This window comes from Bacillus sp. HMA207 (assembly GCF_003402455.1).
GTDB classification, from domain to species: Bacteria; Bacillota; Bacilli; order Bacillales; family Bacillaceae_G; genus Bacillus_A; species Bacillus_A cereus.
The window spans coordinates 64,878-79,509 of the sequence record NZ_BEZT01000003.1; the positions used below are offsets into that span (position 1 = coordinate 64,878).

Genomic DNA, 14,632 nt, shown 5'->3' on the forward strand with positions numbered 1-14,632 from the left:
AACATAATAACTATTAAAAACAGATTCAACAGAAATGCTGCTATCCATTATGGATGGCAGCTTTCGTCGTTTTATAGGGGTTTCGATTTTGATTATTTTTCTCAATAAGAATTCGGAAGGAGCGAGTAGTAATGAACTCAGAAGTAAAAACGTTACACGCAAAAGAAACAATTTCTCATCCCTCTTTATGGGACACATTAAAAAAACATTATGAACTTGTATTTGCATTGGCATCTGGTATTTTTATTTTAGCTGGCTGGCTATTCACAAAGAACGATGCAATGAATGCAGGTATTACTTGCTATATCCTTGCTTATATAGTTGGTGGATATGCAAAAGCGAAAGAAGGAATTGAAGATACGATTGAAGAAAAAGAGCTAAATGTTGAAATGCTAATGCTCTTTGCAGCTATCGGTGCTGCAATTATTGGCTACTGGGCAGAAGGGGCTATTTTAATCTTCATCTTTGCGCTCAGCGGTGCTATGGAATCTTATACATTAAGTAAGAGCCAAAAAGAAATTTCCGCTCTTCTTGACTTACAACCCGAAGAAGCATTACGCATTTCCAACGGAACAGAGGAACGTATTCCTGTTGGAGAGTTACAAATTAACGACATTATTTTAATTAAACCAGGTGAACGTGTTCCTGCTGACGGTACGATTCATAACGGTGAAACAAATATCGATGAAGCAGCAATCACGGGAGAACCTATTCCAAATGAGAAAAGACATGGCGATGAAGTATTTGCAGGTACTGTAAATTTACGTGGTGCTATCGAAGTTAAAATTACGAAGCCGAGCGATCAAACATTATTCCAAAAGATTATCCGTCTCGTACAAAGTGCACAAAGTGAAAAATCACCATCACAACTATTCATCGAAAAGTTTGAAGGAACATACGTAAAAGGTGTACTACTCGTTGTTGCGCTTATGATGTTCGTTCCTCATTTCTTACTTGACTGGAGCTGGAATGAAACGTTTTATCGCGCTATGATCTTACTTGTAGTCGCATCTCCTTGTGCACTCGTTGCTGCCATTACACCAGCAACGTTATCTGCAATTTCTAACGGAGCAAGAAATGGAATTCTCTTTAAAGGTGGCATACATTTAGAACGCCTCGCTTCAGTAAAAGCAATCGCCTTTGATAAAACAGGAACATTAACAGAAGGAAAACCTACCGTAACAGATATATATGTTCGAGAAAATATGACAGAAAAAGAAGTACTTTCTATTACAGCATCAATTGAAAGTCACTCTACACATCCTTTGGCTGCATCTATTGTTAAATATGCACAACATGCGTACGACATTACATTAAAAAAACCAGAAAAGGTTGAAGATGTAACTGGTTTTGGGCTAAAAGGAATATTCGAAAACAACGCTTATAAAATAGGTAAAGCTGATTTTATCGGTGAAGAAACAAAAACATTTCATAATGGTATTTCTGCCTCACTTGAAAAGGAAGGTAAAACTGTCGTTTATATTAGTGATGAGGGAGGCATTCTTGGACTTATCGCTTTAAAAGATACGCTTCGCCAAGAAACAATAGCTGCTATTCGTGATTTACAAAGCATTGGTGTCGAAGCAATTATGATTACTGGAGATAATGAAGAAACGGCAAAAGCAATTGCCTCTGAAAGTAATATAAAGGAATATTACGCATCATGCTTACCAGAAACAAAAGTTGAAACGATTAAAAAGTTAAAAGAAAAATACGGTACAGTAGCAATGGTCGGAGACGGTATAAATGATGCACCTGCACTAGCTACTGCTAGCATTGGTGTCGCAATGGGAGAAGGAACAGATGTAGCTTTAGAAACTGCGGATGTTGTACTGATGAAGAACGAACTATCTCGTCTTTCTCAAGCAATCCGTCTATCAAAACGAATGAATCGTATTGTGAAGCAAAACGTAATCTTTTCGCTAGCCGTTATTGCCATGCTAATTTGTTCAAACTTCTTGCAATTTTTAGCTCTTCCATTCGGTGTTATTGGCCATGAAGGAAGTACGATTCTTGTCATTTTGAATGGCTTACGATTATTAAAAGGAAGCAAATAAAACGGGTCCCTCATAGAGGACCCGTTTTTTTTAATGATAGCTATTATGACCGTTCGCACTGCTACTCGTTTTATGCTTTGGATGCGAACTGCTCTTTTGTTTATTATTACTTTTATTATTATGGTTCTTTTTATTATTACTCATGAAATATCCCCCCTGTTCCTTTTTATTATGGAACAAGAGCTCATTATTCATTACGGGAATTATTGTCACCGGTTCTATAATGGTGGAGTAAACCATTAATTTCACCGCCAAGTAAAATTACCCATCCAGTTAAGTAAAACCATAACATTAAAATAATGATACCACCGAGACCACCATATGTATTGGCGTAATTCGCAAACTTATCTACATAATAAGCAAATGAGTACGATACCACAATCCATCCTACAGTAGCAAATAACGCCCCTGAAATAACTTCTCTTCTTTTTAACTTTCGATCTGGTGCAAATGTATATAAGAAACTAAACAAAGCAAATAGCACGAAGAAACTCGCTACTAATCGTGTAATGCTCCATACGAAAGAAAAGCTATCTGATAAACCGAGTGCTTTAAACACTGCTGCTCCAATAACTTGTCCGAATACCGGAACAATTAACGCAAAGACAATCATAAAAATAATAGCTAATGTAAACACAATTGATAACGCTCTTGTTGTAATAAAAGAACGTGTTTCCTTCACGTCATAAGCGCGGTTAAAAGCATTCATAACCGCATTAACACCATTTGAGGCAAACCATAACATGGATAATAAACCAAATGATAATAAACCACCATTTTGCTGGTTTACAACTTTATCTACATTTACCTCAATTAAGTTCATTGCATCATCTGGTACATAAACCTCTAATAAACTAAGCACATCCTCTGTTTGAATGGGAATAAATCCAAGAAGCGTAATTAAGAAAACGAGCCCAGGAAAAATTGCAAGCAAGAAGAAATAAGCGAGCTGTGCTGCCAAGCCCGCTACATCATCGCGCATCGTCCGGTCATATAAATCTTTACCAAACGAATAAGTACGATTTCTTCTCACCTTTTCTAAAATTTTTCTCATATATGTTTAAACGCTTTTCTTCTCTTCTTTATCTTGCTTTAACTCAATGTACGCTTCAGTTTTTTTTTCCACTGCATTTGAGTCTTTCATAAATAATTCACGCGCTTCTTTCATACCACCATCTTCAGCAACTATTGGCTCTTCTTCTACTTTCAACTCATCTACCTTTGGAGATACAGCTTGAATTTCAATCGTTTCTGGCTTTTCTTCTGGCTCAACTTTTTTCTTACTAAAAATTTCTTTCGTTTCTTTTAACGTCTCTACAACAGATGGCGTTAATTTTTTAATTTCTGCTACTTTCGCTTTTACCACATTGAAATCAGCAAGTTCGCGTCCTTTATCTGTAACAGTTTGCACTTTTTCTTTGATCTTTGCATTTTCGCCAATTTCAATCATCTTTGTTTTTGCTTTTTCTGCAGTATTTTTTACTTTTTCACGATTTTCTTTCTTCAACATAGATACAGCTACACCTGCAGCTACACCAATCGCAATGTTTCGAGCAATATTATTTTTCTTTGCCATATTCCTTCACCCTTTCATTTCTTATGTTAGAAAGTATTTCTTTCTAAGCTTCCTCATATTCCTTGTTCATTTCGAATGAAAGCTAATAGCTTTGCACACCCTTCTGTTACAAGGTCATATACTTCTTGGAAATTCCCTGTATAGTAAGGGTCGGGAACGTCTGTCCAGCCACCGTCTGGAACAAAATCGGACAGCCTACCAATATAGCCTCCAGTTTTACCTAAACTTTTTAAATCTGCTATATTCTTGTTGTCCATGGCAATAATATAATCAAACTTTGTTAAGTCTTCTTTTTCTACTTGCCTTGCTTTAATTCCTTCAAAAGTGACTGCATTTTCTTTTAAAATTTTTTGTGTTCCTTTATGTGGCGGATGGCCAACATGCCAATCTCCAGTTCCTGCAGAATCAATGACAATTTTCTCTTCAAGTCCCTCTTTTACGACAAGATTTCGAAAAATCGCTTCTGCCATCGGAGAACGGCAAATGTTCCCAAGACAAACAAACAATACTTGAACCATATTTTTGTTTCTTCCCTTCTTGGTGCATTTCTTAATATATACTTATAGTATAAACAACCAATTATTAAATATAAAGGAAATCCCTACTAATTTAATGGGATTGAAAAGATTCATTAACGAAAATGATAAAAAATGTTAAGATAGCCTTATGTTATTTTAAAGGGGGACACTTCGGTGGATTTATCCGTAAAGTCAGAAGAAAACGTTGAATACATGGTCGAAGCTATTAAAGAAAAATTACGTATGGTTAATGCTGGAGCGATGAGAGCTGCTAGTTTTAACGAAGAAATGTACGAAGATTTACGTGACATTTATGATCATGTTATGAAACGTGAAACATTCAGCATTAGTGAAATGCAAGCTATTACAGAAGAATTAGGTACATTAATTAAAAAGTAAAAAAGCCTCTCTTATATGAGGCTCTTTTTTATTTCCAACAAATTCATGACAACTCTTCTCTTTCCCTCAACCAACTGTAAAATATTGTACAATAGAAGTAGAACCTCACCTTAGATTTTTTCTCCATACATACTACTCACAAATAATAGCAACACTACCATTGCTAACTGTTTTTACTGGAGGTGCTTACTTATGAGCAATTGGTACAGTAAGACGAAAAATCAAACATTAATCGACCTAGAAACAAACGAACAACACGGTTTAACAGAAGAAATTGTAAATGAACGTTTAAGGCAATACGGTTCTAACGAATTAGCTACAAAACAAAAACGCACTTTATTGCAGCGTATTTTCGCCCAAATTAATGACGTCCTCGTATATGTCCTTATTATTGCTGCACTTATTTCTGCCTTTGTAGGTGAATGGGCAGATGCAAGTATCATTGCGCTCGTTGTAGTTTTAAATGCTGTTATCGGTGTCGTCCAAGAATCGAAAGCAGAACAAGCTCTAGAAGCATTGAAAAAGATGGCGACACCTAAAGCTATCGTCAAGCGAGATGGTGAACTAAAAGAAATTCCATCTGAGCACGTCGTTCCAGGTGATATCGTTATGCTCGACGCCGGACGATATATCCCATGCGATTTACGCCTGATTGAAACCGCCAATTTAAAAGTTGAAGAATCTGCTCTAACTGGTGAATCTGTCCCTGTTGATAAAGATGCAATCTACCACCCTTACATGCAAAGTGATGAACAAGTACCACTCGGTGATCAAAAGAATATGGCCTTTATGTCTACTCTTGTTACATATGGACGAGGCGTCGGTGTTGCTGTTGAAACTGGAATGAACTCACAAATTGGTAAGATTGCTACCTTGTTACATGAAGCAGACGATGATATGACACCACTTCAAAAAAGCTTAGCACAAGTCGGAAAGTATTTAGGCTTTGTTGCTGTAGCTATTTGCATCGTGATGTTTCTCATCGGCTTTTTACAAGGACGAGATACACTAGAAATGTTTATGACTGCAATTAGTTTAGCCGTTGCAGCTATTCCAGAAGGTTTGCCAGCTATCGTTTCCATCGTTCTTGCAATTGGTGTGCAGCGTATGATTAAACAAAATGTTATCATTCGGAAACTACCAGCTGTTGAAGCTCTCGGTTCTGTCACAATTATTTGTTCAGATAAAACAGGTACGTTAACACAAAATAAAATGACCGTTACTCACTTTTATAGTGATAACACATACGATCAATTAGAAAGTTTAAATGTAAATAATGATGCGCAACGTCTATTGTTAGAAAATATGGTGCTATGTAATGATGCATCTTACAATAATGACTCACAAACGGGAGACCCGACTGAAATTGCTCTTCTCGTTGCCGGAACCACCTTTAATATGCAAAAAGATCATTTAGAAAAAATACATGAACGTGTTAACGAAGTACCTTTCGATTCAGATCGTAAAATGATGTCAACTGTACATACATACGATGAAAGCTACTATAGCATGACGAAAGGCGCTATTGATAAACTCTTACCTCGATGTACCCACATATTTAAAAACGGTAAAATCGAGGTTCTAACAGATGCTGATAAAGATCAAATATTAGAAGCCGCTGGGTCAATGTCTCAAGAAGCTTTAAGAGTACTTTCATTCGCATTTAAACAATACAATTCAAACGATGTGGATATAGATCATCTCGAAGAAAATCTCATCTTTATTGGTCTTGTCGGTATGATCGATCCACCGCGAACTGAAGTAAAAGATTCAATTACAGAATGTAAAAAAGCCGGTATTCGCACAGTTATGATTACTGGTGACCATAAAGATACCGCCTTTGCAATTGCTAAAGAACTTGGCATTGCTGAAGAAATATCTGAAATTATGATTGGAACTGAATTAGACAACATTTCAGATACAGAACTAGCAAACAAAATTGATCGCTTACATGTATTCGCTAGGGTCTCTCCAGAACATAAAGTAAAAATCGTAAAAGCATTACGCGCGAAAGGAAATATCGTTTCTATGACTGGTGATGGTGTCAATGACGCTCCATCTTTAAAGCAAGCTGATGTTGGCGTAGCGATGGGCATTACAGGAACAGACGTTGCAAAAGGGGCAGCGGATGTCGTATTAACAGATGATAATTTCTCATCTATCGTGAAAGCTGTTGAGGAAGGTAGAAACATTTATCGTAACATAAAAAAATCAATTCTCTTCCTACTCTCTTGTAACTTCGGAGAAATTATCGCTTTATTTTTAGCGATTTTACTCGGCTGGGCAACACCACTACGACCTATTCACATTTTGTGGGTGAATTTAATTACAGATACGCTGCCTGCATTATCACTTGGGGTTGATCCTGAAGATCCTGATGTGATGAAGGAAAAACCACGACATGCGAAAGAAAGCTTATTTAGTGGTAGCGTTCCTTTCCTTATTTTCAATGGGGTTGTCATTGGTCTTTTGACGCTAATAGCCTTTATCGCCGGAGCAAAGTTCTATACTGGAGATACACATCTATTCCCTCTTTTCCCAGTGCGAATTGATGAGGATGCTCTATTACACGCTCAAACGATGGCATTTGTCGTTCTTAGTTTTTCTCAGCTCGTTCATTCATTTAACTTGCGTTCAAGAACGAAATCGATCTTTTCAATTGGGATTTTTACAAATAAATATTTAGTCTTCTCCCTTCTTATCGGTGTTCTTATGCAAGTTTGTATCATCTCCATTCCGCCCCTTGCAAATGTATTCGGTGTGCATGCATTAACGATGCGAGATTGGGGATTTGTTCTCTTATTAAGTATCATTCCGCTTGTTGTGAATGAAATCATTAAATTAGTGAAGAAAAACTAAAAGGCAATGAGGACTATTCCTCATTGCCTTTTCATTTACCCCACTGATTAAAGTTTCACTTTATCCTTGTAATTCTTTTTTAATGTTCTCTGTTAATGTAGCCATACGTTTGCGGCTTTCTTCACGCTCACGCTTGTTTTGTTCTTCAATTTGTTGTGTTTCTTGCATACCTCTTGAAATAATGTTCCAAGTTTCCTCAAGTGTTTCCATCTTAATACTAGAAGAACCTGATAATCTCGCTACTTCTACACTTTGTGTTGCGATATTTTGTGCATTTTTCTTAAGTAATTCATTTGTACGACGATCCAGTTCAGCCATAGAATCTGCAACAAGTTTTTGACGCTTCGCATTTACCGCCTGAATGATACCATTTTTAAAGATAGGAATCGTTGTAATAAATGCTGTATTGATTTTACCAATTAATTTATTATTACCACGTTGAATCATACGAATTTGTGGTGCTGTAAGTAACGCAACCATACGTGCTTTTTCTAAATCATCAATACGCTGTTCTAAAATTTCAACAGAGTTTTTAAGCGACTCTAATTCAATACCTGCTAATTGATCATTATTACGTACACGCTCTTCATACATCGGAACTAACTCTGTATTTAAACGCTCTAATAACATTTCTCCTGCTACTACGTATTTTTCTAAGTCTAAATAATATTTTAAGTTTTGCTCATATAAACCATCTAACGTACCAATTGATTTTTTCATTTCATCTTGATACTTTGTAATTTCCACATACACTTTATCAATTTCACGGCCCATCGTTTGATATTTGCTAAAGATTTGTTCAATCATTTTATCCGCTTTTTTGAACATACGTGAGAAGAAACCGCTTTTCTCTTCCGCAAAGTCTTTGCTATCGAATCGGTCCATAATTTTACCAAGCTGTTTTAATAATTCACCAGAATCTTCTATCTTTGATAATGACATCGTATGTAAAATTTGATCAGCAAAACGTGAAATTTCCATAGAAGGTTCTTTTCCAAGTTCAATTAATTCTAATTGATCTTTAATATCTACCGCATTATAAATACGTTGTACATCCGCATCTTGTCTAAGTTGTAAGCGAACATCTTGTGCTGTTTGTTCATTTAATTCTGTTTTCGGATCTAGTACGACTGGGTTATTCATATGGTATTCTCCCTTTCCTTATAAAAATGGACGAAATAGTCCTTTTATTGTTTGTGATAAATTTTTATAGGCTGATGAACCATGAAACTCAAGATCGAAATTAACCTCTTCAAGCCAATGTGAATCAAATGCCCCCGCTTCAATATACGGTTCAATATCGTTTCTTCCCGTTGGATTGAAATGGAATACATCTACTCCAATTTGATTCAAAAATAGTAATAAAACAGCGTCAGAACGAGTTAATTCTCCGCTCTTCTCATTATTAAATATAACAATTTTCGGTACATCTTGTGAATAATCAAATTTCTCAAGCTGTTCTAAAATATTGGGTGGTATTTGAGAAAGTTGTGCGAAAACATATAGCGCTACATCTTGTTTCGTCTCTTTCGCAATTGGTTTGCACATTTCACTTTCGCACGTATGGATAATCGCCTCTGCAATCCCATGCTGTAAACCTTCCGGTAAACGCTTATGCGGCCACCAATGGCTATTCATAATTAGATCAGGATGCAATTTTCCAGCTCGGTCCAATGCATCTCGATAATGATATTGGAAGTTTGCTTTTTGCTCTTTCGTAAACGGGAATGTATTAATTAATAAACTGTTATCAAATGATGTAACAGCCTTTAATCGTTGAAAATATTCTTTATCATTCTTTGAAACGCCTGATATTTTCGCAAATAAAGAAGGAATATAAATGTGTTTATTTTCAACAAAGAATGTCGGGCGTACAAACGCCTTTTCTTTCGTAATTAAAAAGAGTTCATCATATGTTGTTTTTAGTGTACGAGCTACAGGCGTATAGGAACGGAATTGCCACGGCTTGTACAGCAGTGAATTATCGTGGTGAAGTACTTGTTCAATTTCTTTCGAAGCTTGATACGCTACTGTTGCAACACGCTCACGGCGACGATCAGGGAATGGTTCAAGCGAAATGCGACTTGAATGAGATACAACAAAAGTTCTTCCCTCTTCATCAATATTTTCAAATCCATCTTTTCCTTCTGGGTGATAATAAAGCACATCACAACCGAGCATAATAAGAAAGTATAAGAAATATATACGGCTTTCCTGTGCATCACCGTACCAAATGATACGCGGCATTTGTTTCTTATAATTAATCGTAGAGAACCACTTCGCTACGTAATTTTCGCTTAGTTTAATTATGTCGATTAAGAAACGACGGAAGCCTTCTGTCTTTAACGACTGATTATGTTGCTTCTCATATAATTTCAATAGTGAAATAAACGTCGTATGTATGTAATGCTGTAAATCAGGATTGTCTACTTTCGGTAAAAGTTGTTTCCCAGATAAGTGTGCAACTAGCCTATTTACTGTCAGACCATTTGGTGCTTCTTGATGTAATCCGAACACTTCTTGAATATGACGAAGCTTTTCCGAATCAATCACTTTGTTTAAATTTTGTTCGTGTAAAACTTCGATTCCTTTCGCTTCACTATAATCAAACAGTTCATTAAAATATTCATCTACATCATTAGGAACACCAAGGATTCGACATGCTATATAACTAAATTTCATCTCATTCTCTGTCAGCTCATATTGTGGGCGTTTTTCTAAAAGCGTTTCAAATTGCTTTAAATCTGATTCATCTTTTAATGCATATGGTTGAAGTGTAAAACGTGAAAACACAACAGTTCACCTCCAAAAACATTTACGTTTTTTCTAAGTCCTTCTTCTATTATAAACTATTTTTGGTTATAAAAAATGGGCGCTCGCAAAACGAGCAAACCCATTTCAATTATTTATTGTCTTCTTTAGTAGCTGCAACTTCTTCTCTAGCTTGTCCAGAATTCTTCATGTAGTGAAGTATAAATGTTGCTCCAAATGCTACAACTAAAATAATAAAGAATAGTGTATGACTAATCTCAATCTCGATTAAAGACAGTAACATTTTTGCTGCAATAATTAAGATTAAAATGTATGCTGTCGTTTCAAGCTCTGGAATACGCTCTAACAATTTTAAGAATACACCAGCAATACCACGCATCATTAAAATACCTAGCATTCCGCCTAATAGTAAAATCCAAACTTCATTAGATACACCAAATGCAGCAAGTACGCTATCTACAGAGAATGCGATATCCATTAATTCAACCATCGCAACCGTTCCCCAGAAGACACCAAACATTCTAAAGAGAATACTATTTTGATTCATACCGTGAGCTTCGTCTTCTTCACTTGCACCTTTACGCTTATCAATAAAGTATTTTACTGATAACCAAGCAAGGTAAAGTGCACCAAGAAGTTTTACCCACCATAATTTAATTAAGAACATTCCGATTCCAATCGCAATAAAGCGGAACACATAAGCTCCAATAAGTCCATAGAATAATGCTTTTTTACGTTTTTCTTCCGGAAGATGTTTTACCATTACCGCTAACACAAGTGCGTTATCAGCAGATAATAATCCTTCAAGTACAACAAGTGTACCAATTAATCCCCAAGATACTGGATCCTGCAACACTTTAATCCACATGTCCAAGTCGAAAAACTGAGCATACGTATCAAGGATTCCTTGCAAAATACTCATCTTACCTTTATCCCCTATTCTTTGCTAGATTTATAGAAAGGTCAAAAAAAGGAAACGAATATCGTTTCCTTTCTATGCATCCAAGCCATACGCTCTTACAAGCGCACCTAAACCACCTTGGAATCCACTTCCTACTGCATTAAACTTCCACTGTCCATTATGACGGTATAATTCACAAAAGACAACTGCTGTTTCGATGGAGAAATCTTCCCCTAAATCAAAACGAAGAACTTCTTCACTCGTTTCTTCATTCGCTAAACGAACAAACGCATTTCCTACTTGCCCAAAGTTTTGACTACGGCCTTCTGCATCATAAATCGTAACTGTAATAGCAATTCTGTGCACATCTGCTGGAACTTTCTTCAAATCCACAACAAGTTGCTCATCGTCACCTTCACCTTCACCTGTACGGTTATCTCCTGTATGTAAAACAGATCCACAAGGAGACTGTAAATTATTATAGAAGATAAAATCAGTTTCCTTCGTACATTTTCCGTTTGCATCTAATAAAAAGGCAGATGCATCTAAATCGAAATCGGCTCCGCCGTCATAAGATTTAATATCCCATCCAAGACCAATTACTGCTTTTGTTAAACCAGGGCTTGTCTTACCTAAATCGATTTTCTGGCCTTTTTGTAATTGAATAACCATCTATATTCACCTCTATATTTTTATCTTTAAAAATATATCCATCAGTAAACATACATTTCACCGATGGATATATAAATCAAATCTATTACTCTACATCTAAACCAAAGTTATTACATAGAGACGCTAATCCACCTTGGAATCCACTTCCGATTGCATTGAATTTCCAATCACCTGCATGACGATATAATTCACCTACTACTACGGCTGTTTCAATAGAGAAATCTTCTCCTAAATCGTAACGAATTAATTCTGCATTCTTTTCTTCATCAAGAATACGTACGAAAGAATTAGAAACTTGTCCGAAGTTTTGGCTACGGCCTTCTCCATCATAAATTGTAATTGTGAAACAAATACGTTCGATGTGAGCAGGAACATTTTTCAAATCTACTTTAATCGCTTCGTCATCGCCTTCACCTTCACCAGTGCGGTTATCTCCTAAATGCTCTACAGCACCATTCGCACCTTTTGGATTATTATAGAAAACGAAATCTTCAGCTCCTGAAACTTTACCATTCGCGCCTACTAAGAAAATACTAACATCTAAGTCAAAATCGTTTTGTCCGTCATAACGATTCGTGTCCCAACCAAGTCCTACAAGAACTTTCGAAAGACCTGGATTCGTTTTTGTTAAGTCTACCTTTTGTCCCTTTTTCAATGAAATTGATGCCATATACAATTCCTCCTCGGTTATTTTATTGATAACGTGATACAATCTCACTTAAGTTTTTATCTTGCGTGCCTTCTCCAACTGCTGAAAACTTCCATTCACTTCCGTGACGATACATTTCACCTGCAATTAGAGTTGTTTTGCCAGCATAATTATCCGATAAATTATAGCGTGCTAATTCTTCACCAGTTTGCGGGTTTTGAATACGAATATATGCATTACGAATCATCCCGAAATCTTGACGACGATTTACACAGTCATAAATATTTACAACGAATACTAAACGATTAATACGGCTTGGAACTTTATGTAATTCTACGAAAATTGTTTCGTCATCACCAGCGCCTTCACCTGTTAAATTATCTCCTGAATGAATAATACTACCACAAGTAGAAAGTTTATTTCCGAAGTAAACTAAATCATTTTTGTTTAAAAAACAATCTCCTTCTAACATAACAACAGATGCATCACAATCTACATTTGGTTTACTTCCAAATAATGAAGACAGAAATCCACCTGATTGCCCAATTGGATCCCAGCCTAAGCCAACCTGTAGTTTTGCTACTTTTGGTTGTCCTTTCGTTAAATCGATCTTTTGACCTTTTTCTAAAATAATAGGCATGAAGTTTCTCCCTTTCTACAAAGCATTTTCCGAATCGGAAAATATTGTATTCTTCTCTTATATTGTAGCATTATTTACCTAGCGATAAAAAGGATAAATTCTCAGTTATATGAAAACATTCATATAATTTACTTATGATGATGTAAGAAGTGGTAAATAGCACCAATCATTCCTGCACAATTACCGTTTTGCGCAAGTTCAATCTCACAATTATTATAAATCTCTTGATTTAAGTATTTACTGACCTCTTCTTTTACTTCTTTTAAAAACTCATTTCCTCTATCGGTAATTCCTCCACCAATAATAATCGTTTCTGGATTAAAAATATAAGCAAGATTACTAATTCCGATTGCCAAATGTTTAAAGAAAATCCCAACTGCTTGAGCAACTTCCCGATCTCCTTTATCATACAACTCGAAAATTCTTTTCCCATTCCACTTGCCTTTGCCTTTATATTTGCTTACAAGTCGAATTAATCCTGAAATCGAAGCAACCTCTTCAAACGTTTTTTCTTCTATTAACATATTCCCCCATTCACCAGCACTAAATGAATGTCCTCGGTACAATTTTCCATCTATAAAAATTGCTCCCCCAATCCCTGTTCCAAGGGTGAGCATAATAAAGTTATCTTTCTCTCTTCCACTACCATTCCACTTTTCTCCAAACGCTGCACAATTCACATCATTGTCAATCGATACTGGAACTTTTAATATCTCTTGCAATCTATCAATAATAGGAATAGTACTATATCCCGGAATATGATCCGCACCTCCCGTCACAATTCCTTTATTAATATCAACAATTCCCGCAGTGCTAATACCGATTCCGGCAATAGTATGTTCATTCATTATTTTTTTGGATACATATATAAGTTTTTGAATAATTTGTTCTCCGCCTAAATGAATTTCTGTTGCAACTGTTTGACGCTTTAATACTCTCCCTATTTCTGAAACAATACCATACTTAATTTGCGTACCGCCAATATCAAACGCTATATACTCTTTCATCTGCTGCCACTTCCTCTACCGTTATGAATGTAAATTCTCCCCCTCTACTATTTGTAGGAAATCTACATTAACTCTTTTCTGCTTTGACAAATACACCACCTTTTTCTATATATAGTTTTTTTTGCATAAAACTCTTTTTCCTAAGAAATATTACAAAGGGATGTATTTTAGATGGAACATTAATCTCTTAGGAGGAAAACCATGACGAAAATCTTCATTTTAGCATCAACACTCTCTTTATCTTTTTTTAGCGGTTTAAATATCGGTAATGCTGCAACTGAAAACTTCCAACCATTAACAAACGCTATTGTACAAAATAGCGATCATTTTGCAGAAGGAAACTCAAAGGATAATAATATACCTCCAGGAAATAACGGTTCTCAGGACGATGCTGGTTCTGGTGACAATGGTTCTGGCGGTAGTGGCTCTGGTGACAACGGTTCTGGCGGTAACGGTTCTGGTGGCAATGGTTCTGGCGGTAACGGTTCTGGTGGCAGTGGCTCTGGTGGCAATGGTTCCGGTGGCAATGGTTCTGGTGGCAACGGCTCTGGCGGCAGTGGCTCTGGTGACAACGGTTCTGGC

General features: G+C 36.3%; 13 protein-coding genes and 1 pseudogene. 4 read left to right on the plus strand and 10 right to left on the minus strand.

All coding sequences use genetic code 11. The features are described from left to right. The first annotated feature begins 131 nt into the window (after positions 1–131). Positions 132–2,057 (plus strand): heavy metal translocating P-type ATPase, encoded by a 1,926-nt coding sequence (locus tag HMAS_RS23890; RefSeq protein ID WP_001083747.1) that lies wholly within the window; start codon positions 132–134, stop codon positions 2,055–2,057. A 187-nt stretch (positions 2,058–2,244) separates the two neighbouring features. On the opposite strand, the gene HMAS_RS23895 is transcribed toward HMAS_RS23890, so the two are convergent. The 3 genes from HMAS_RS23895 to HMAS_RS23905 are packed head-to-tail and all read right to left on the minus strand — an operon-like array spanning position 2,245 to position 4,151. Then, on the minus strand, positions 2,245–3,111 hold the full coding sequence (locus HMAS_RS23895; protein WP_001226536.1) for a YihY/virulence factor BrkB family protein: 867 nt from the start codon (positions 3,109–3,111) through the stop codon (positions 2,245–2,247). A gap of 6 nt (positions 3,112–3,117) precedes the next feature. After that, on the minus strand, positions 3,118–3,633 hold the full coding sequence (locus tag HMAS_RS23900; RefSeq protein WP_001085389.1) for a DUF4075 domain-containing protein: 516 nt from the start codon (positions 3,631–3,633) through the stop codon (positions 3,118–3,120). Between the two features lie 53 nt (positions 3,634–3,686). Next, positions 3,687–4,151 (minus strand): low molecular weight protein-tyrosine-phosphatase, encoded by a 465-nt coding sequence (locus tag HMAS_RS23905; protein ID WP_000250916.1) that lies wholly within the window; start codon positions 4,149–4,151, stop codon positions 3,687–3,689. A gap of 174 nt (positions 4,152–4,325) precedes the next feature. On the opposite strand from HMAS_RS23905, the gene HMAS_RS23910 reads away from it, so the two are divergent. Both HMAS_RS23910 and HMAS_RS23915 read left to right on the plus strand, forming a co-directional pair. After that, positions 4,326–4,550, plus strand: a complete 225-nt coding sequence (locus HMAS_RS23910) for a DUF1128 domain-containing protein (protein ID WP_000366196.1) — start codon at positions 4,326–4,328, stop codon at positions 4,548–4,550. 192 nt (positions 4,551–4,742) lie between these two features. Beyond that, entirely contained in the window at positions 4,743–7,409 is a 2,667-nt protein-coding gene (locus HMAS_RS23915; protein WP_044307137.1) for a cation-translocating P-type ATPase, read from the plus strand. 60 nt (positions 7,410–7,469) lie between these two features. Here HMAS_RS23915 and HMAS_RS23920 read toward each other — a convergent pair whose 3' ends face one another. The 7 genes from HMAS_RS23920 to HMAS_RS23950 form a co-directional block, all read right to left on the minus strand. After that, positions 7,470–8,552, minus strand: coding sequence for a toxic anion resistance protein (locus HMAS_RS23920; protein ID WP_001064409.1), 1,083 nt, complete (start codon positions 8,550–8,552; stop codon positions 7,470–7,472). 18 nt (positions 8,553–8,570) lie between these two features. Further along, the gene (locus HMAS_RS23925) at positions 8,571–10,202 is read right to left on the minus strand and encodes a YceG family protein (RefSeq protein WP_000492859.1); all 1,632 of its coding nucleotides are present in this window, start codon (positions 10,200–10,202) and stop codon (positions 8,571–8,573) included. Between the two features lie 109 nt (positions 10,203–10,311). Continuing rightward, positions 10,312–11,103 (minus strand): TerC family protein, encoded by a 792-nt coding sequence (locus tag HMAS_RS23930; RefSeq protein WP_000025704.1) that lies wholly within the window; start codon positions 11,101–11,103, stop codon positions 10,312–10,314. A gap of 72 nt (positions 11,104–11,175) precedes the next feature. Continuing rightward, positions 11,176–11,754, minus strand: coding sequence for a TerD family protein (locus tag HMAS_RS23935; protein WP_000236643.1), 579 nt, complete (start codon positions 11,752–11,754; stop codon positions 11,176–11,178). A gap of 85 nt (positions 11,755–11,839) precedes the next feature. Further along, the gene (locus tag HMAS_RS23940) at positions 11,840–12,424 is read right to left on the minus strand and encodes a TerD family protein (RefSeq protein ID WP_000146726.1); all 585 of its coding nucleotides are present in this window, start codon (positions 12,422–12,424) and stop codon (positions 11,840–11,842) included. A gap of 22 nt (positions 12,425–12,446) precedes the next feature. Beyond that, the gene (locus tag HMAS_RS23945) at positions 12,447–13,043 is read right to left on the minus strand and encodes a TerD family protein (protein ID WP_044307136.1); all 597 of its coding nucleotides are present in this window, start codon (positions 13,041–13,043) and stop codon (positions 12,447–12,449) included. A 128-nt stretch (positions 13,044–13,171) separates the two neighbouring features. Further along, positions 13,172–14,050 carry an ROK family protein gene (locus HMAS_RS23950; protein ID WP_000666116.1) on the minus strand — a complete coding sequence of 293 codons (879 nt, stop codon included), beginning with the start codon at positions 14,048–14,050 and terminating at the stop codon, positions 13,172–13,174. Between the two features lie 201 nt (positions 14,051–14,251). Between HMAS_RS23950 and HMAS_RS28160 the strand changes: the two are divergent. Next, a pseudogene (locus HMAS_RS28160) lies at positions 14,252–14,632 on the plus strand (hypothetical protein); the annotation flags it as partial.

Coding starts and splice junctions, on each gene's coding strand:
- HMAS_RS23905 (WP_000250916.1), bottom strand. CDS start 4,151: ATGGTTCAAGTATTGTTTGTTTGTCTTGGGAACATTTGCCGTTCTCCG.
- HMAS_RS23935 (WP_000236643.1), bottom strand. CDS start 11,754: ATGGTTATTCAATTACAAAAAGGCCAGAAAATCGATTTAGGTAAGACA.
- HMAS_RS23950 (WP_000666116.1), bottom strand. CDS start 14,050: ATGAAAGAGTATATAGCGTTTGATATTGGCGGTACGCAAATTAAGTAT.
- HMAS_RS23940 (WP_000146726.1), bottom strand. CDS start 12,424: ATGGCATCAATTTCATTGAAAAAGGGACAAAAGGTAGACTTAACAAAA.
- HMAS_RS23945 (WP_044307136.1), bottom strand. CDS start 13,043: ATGCCTATTATTTTAGAAAAAGGTCAAAAGATCGATTTAACGAAAGGA.
- HMAS_RS23895 (WP_001226536.1), bottom strand. CDS start 3,111: ATGAGAAAAATTTTAGAAAAGGTGAGAAGAAATCGTACTTATTCGTTT.
- HMAS_RS23930 (WP_000025704.1), bottom strand. CDS start 11,103: ATGAGTATTTTGCAAGGAATCCTTGATACGTATGCTCAGTTTTTCGAC.
- HMAS_RS23900 (WP_001085389.1), bottom strand. CDS start 3,633: ATGGCAAAGAAAAATAATATTGCTCGAAACATTGCGATTGGTGTAGCT.
- HMAS_RS23890 (WP_001083747.1), top strand. CDS start 132: ATGAACTCAGAAGTAAAAACGTTACACGCAAAAGAAACAATTTCTCAT.
- HMAS_RS23920 (WP_001064409.1), bottom strand. CDS start 8,552: ATGAATAACCCAGTCGTACTAGATCCGAAAACAGAATTAAATGAACAA.
- HMAS_RS23915 (WP_044307137.1), top strand. CDS start 4,743: ATGAGCAATTGGTACAGTAAGACGAAAAATCAAACATTAATCGACCTA.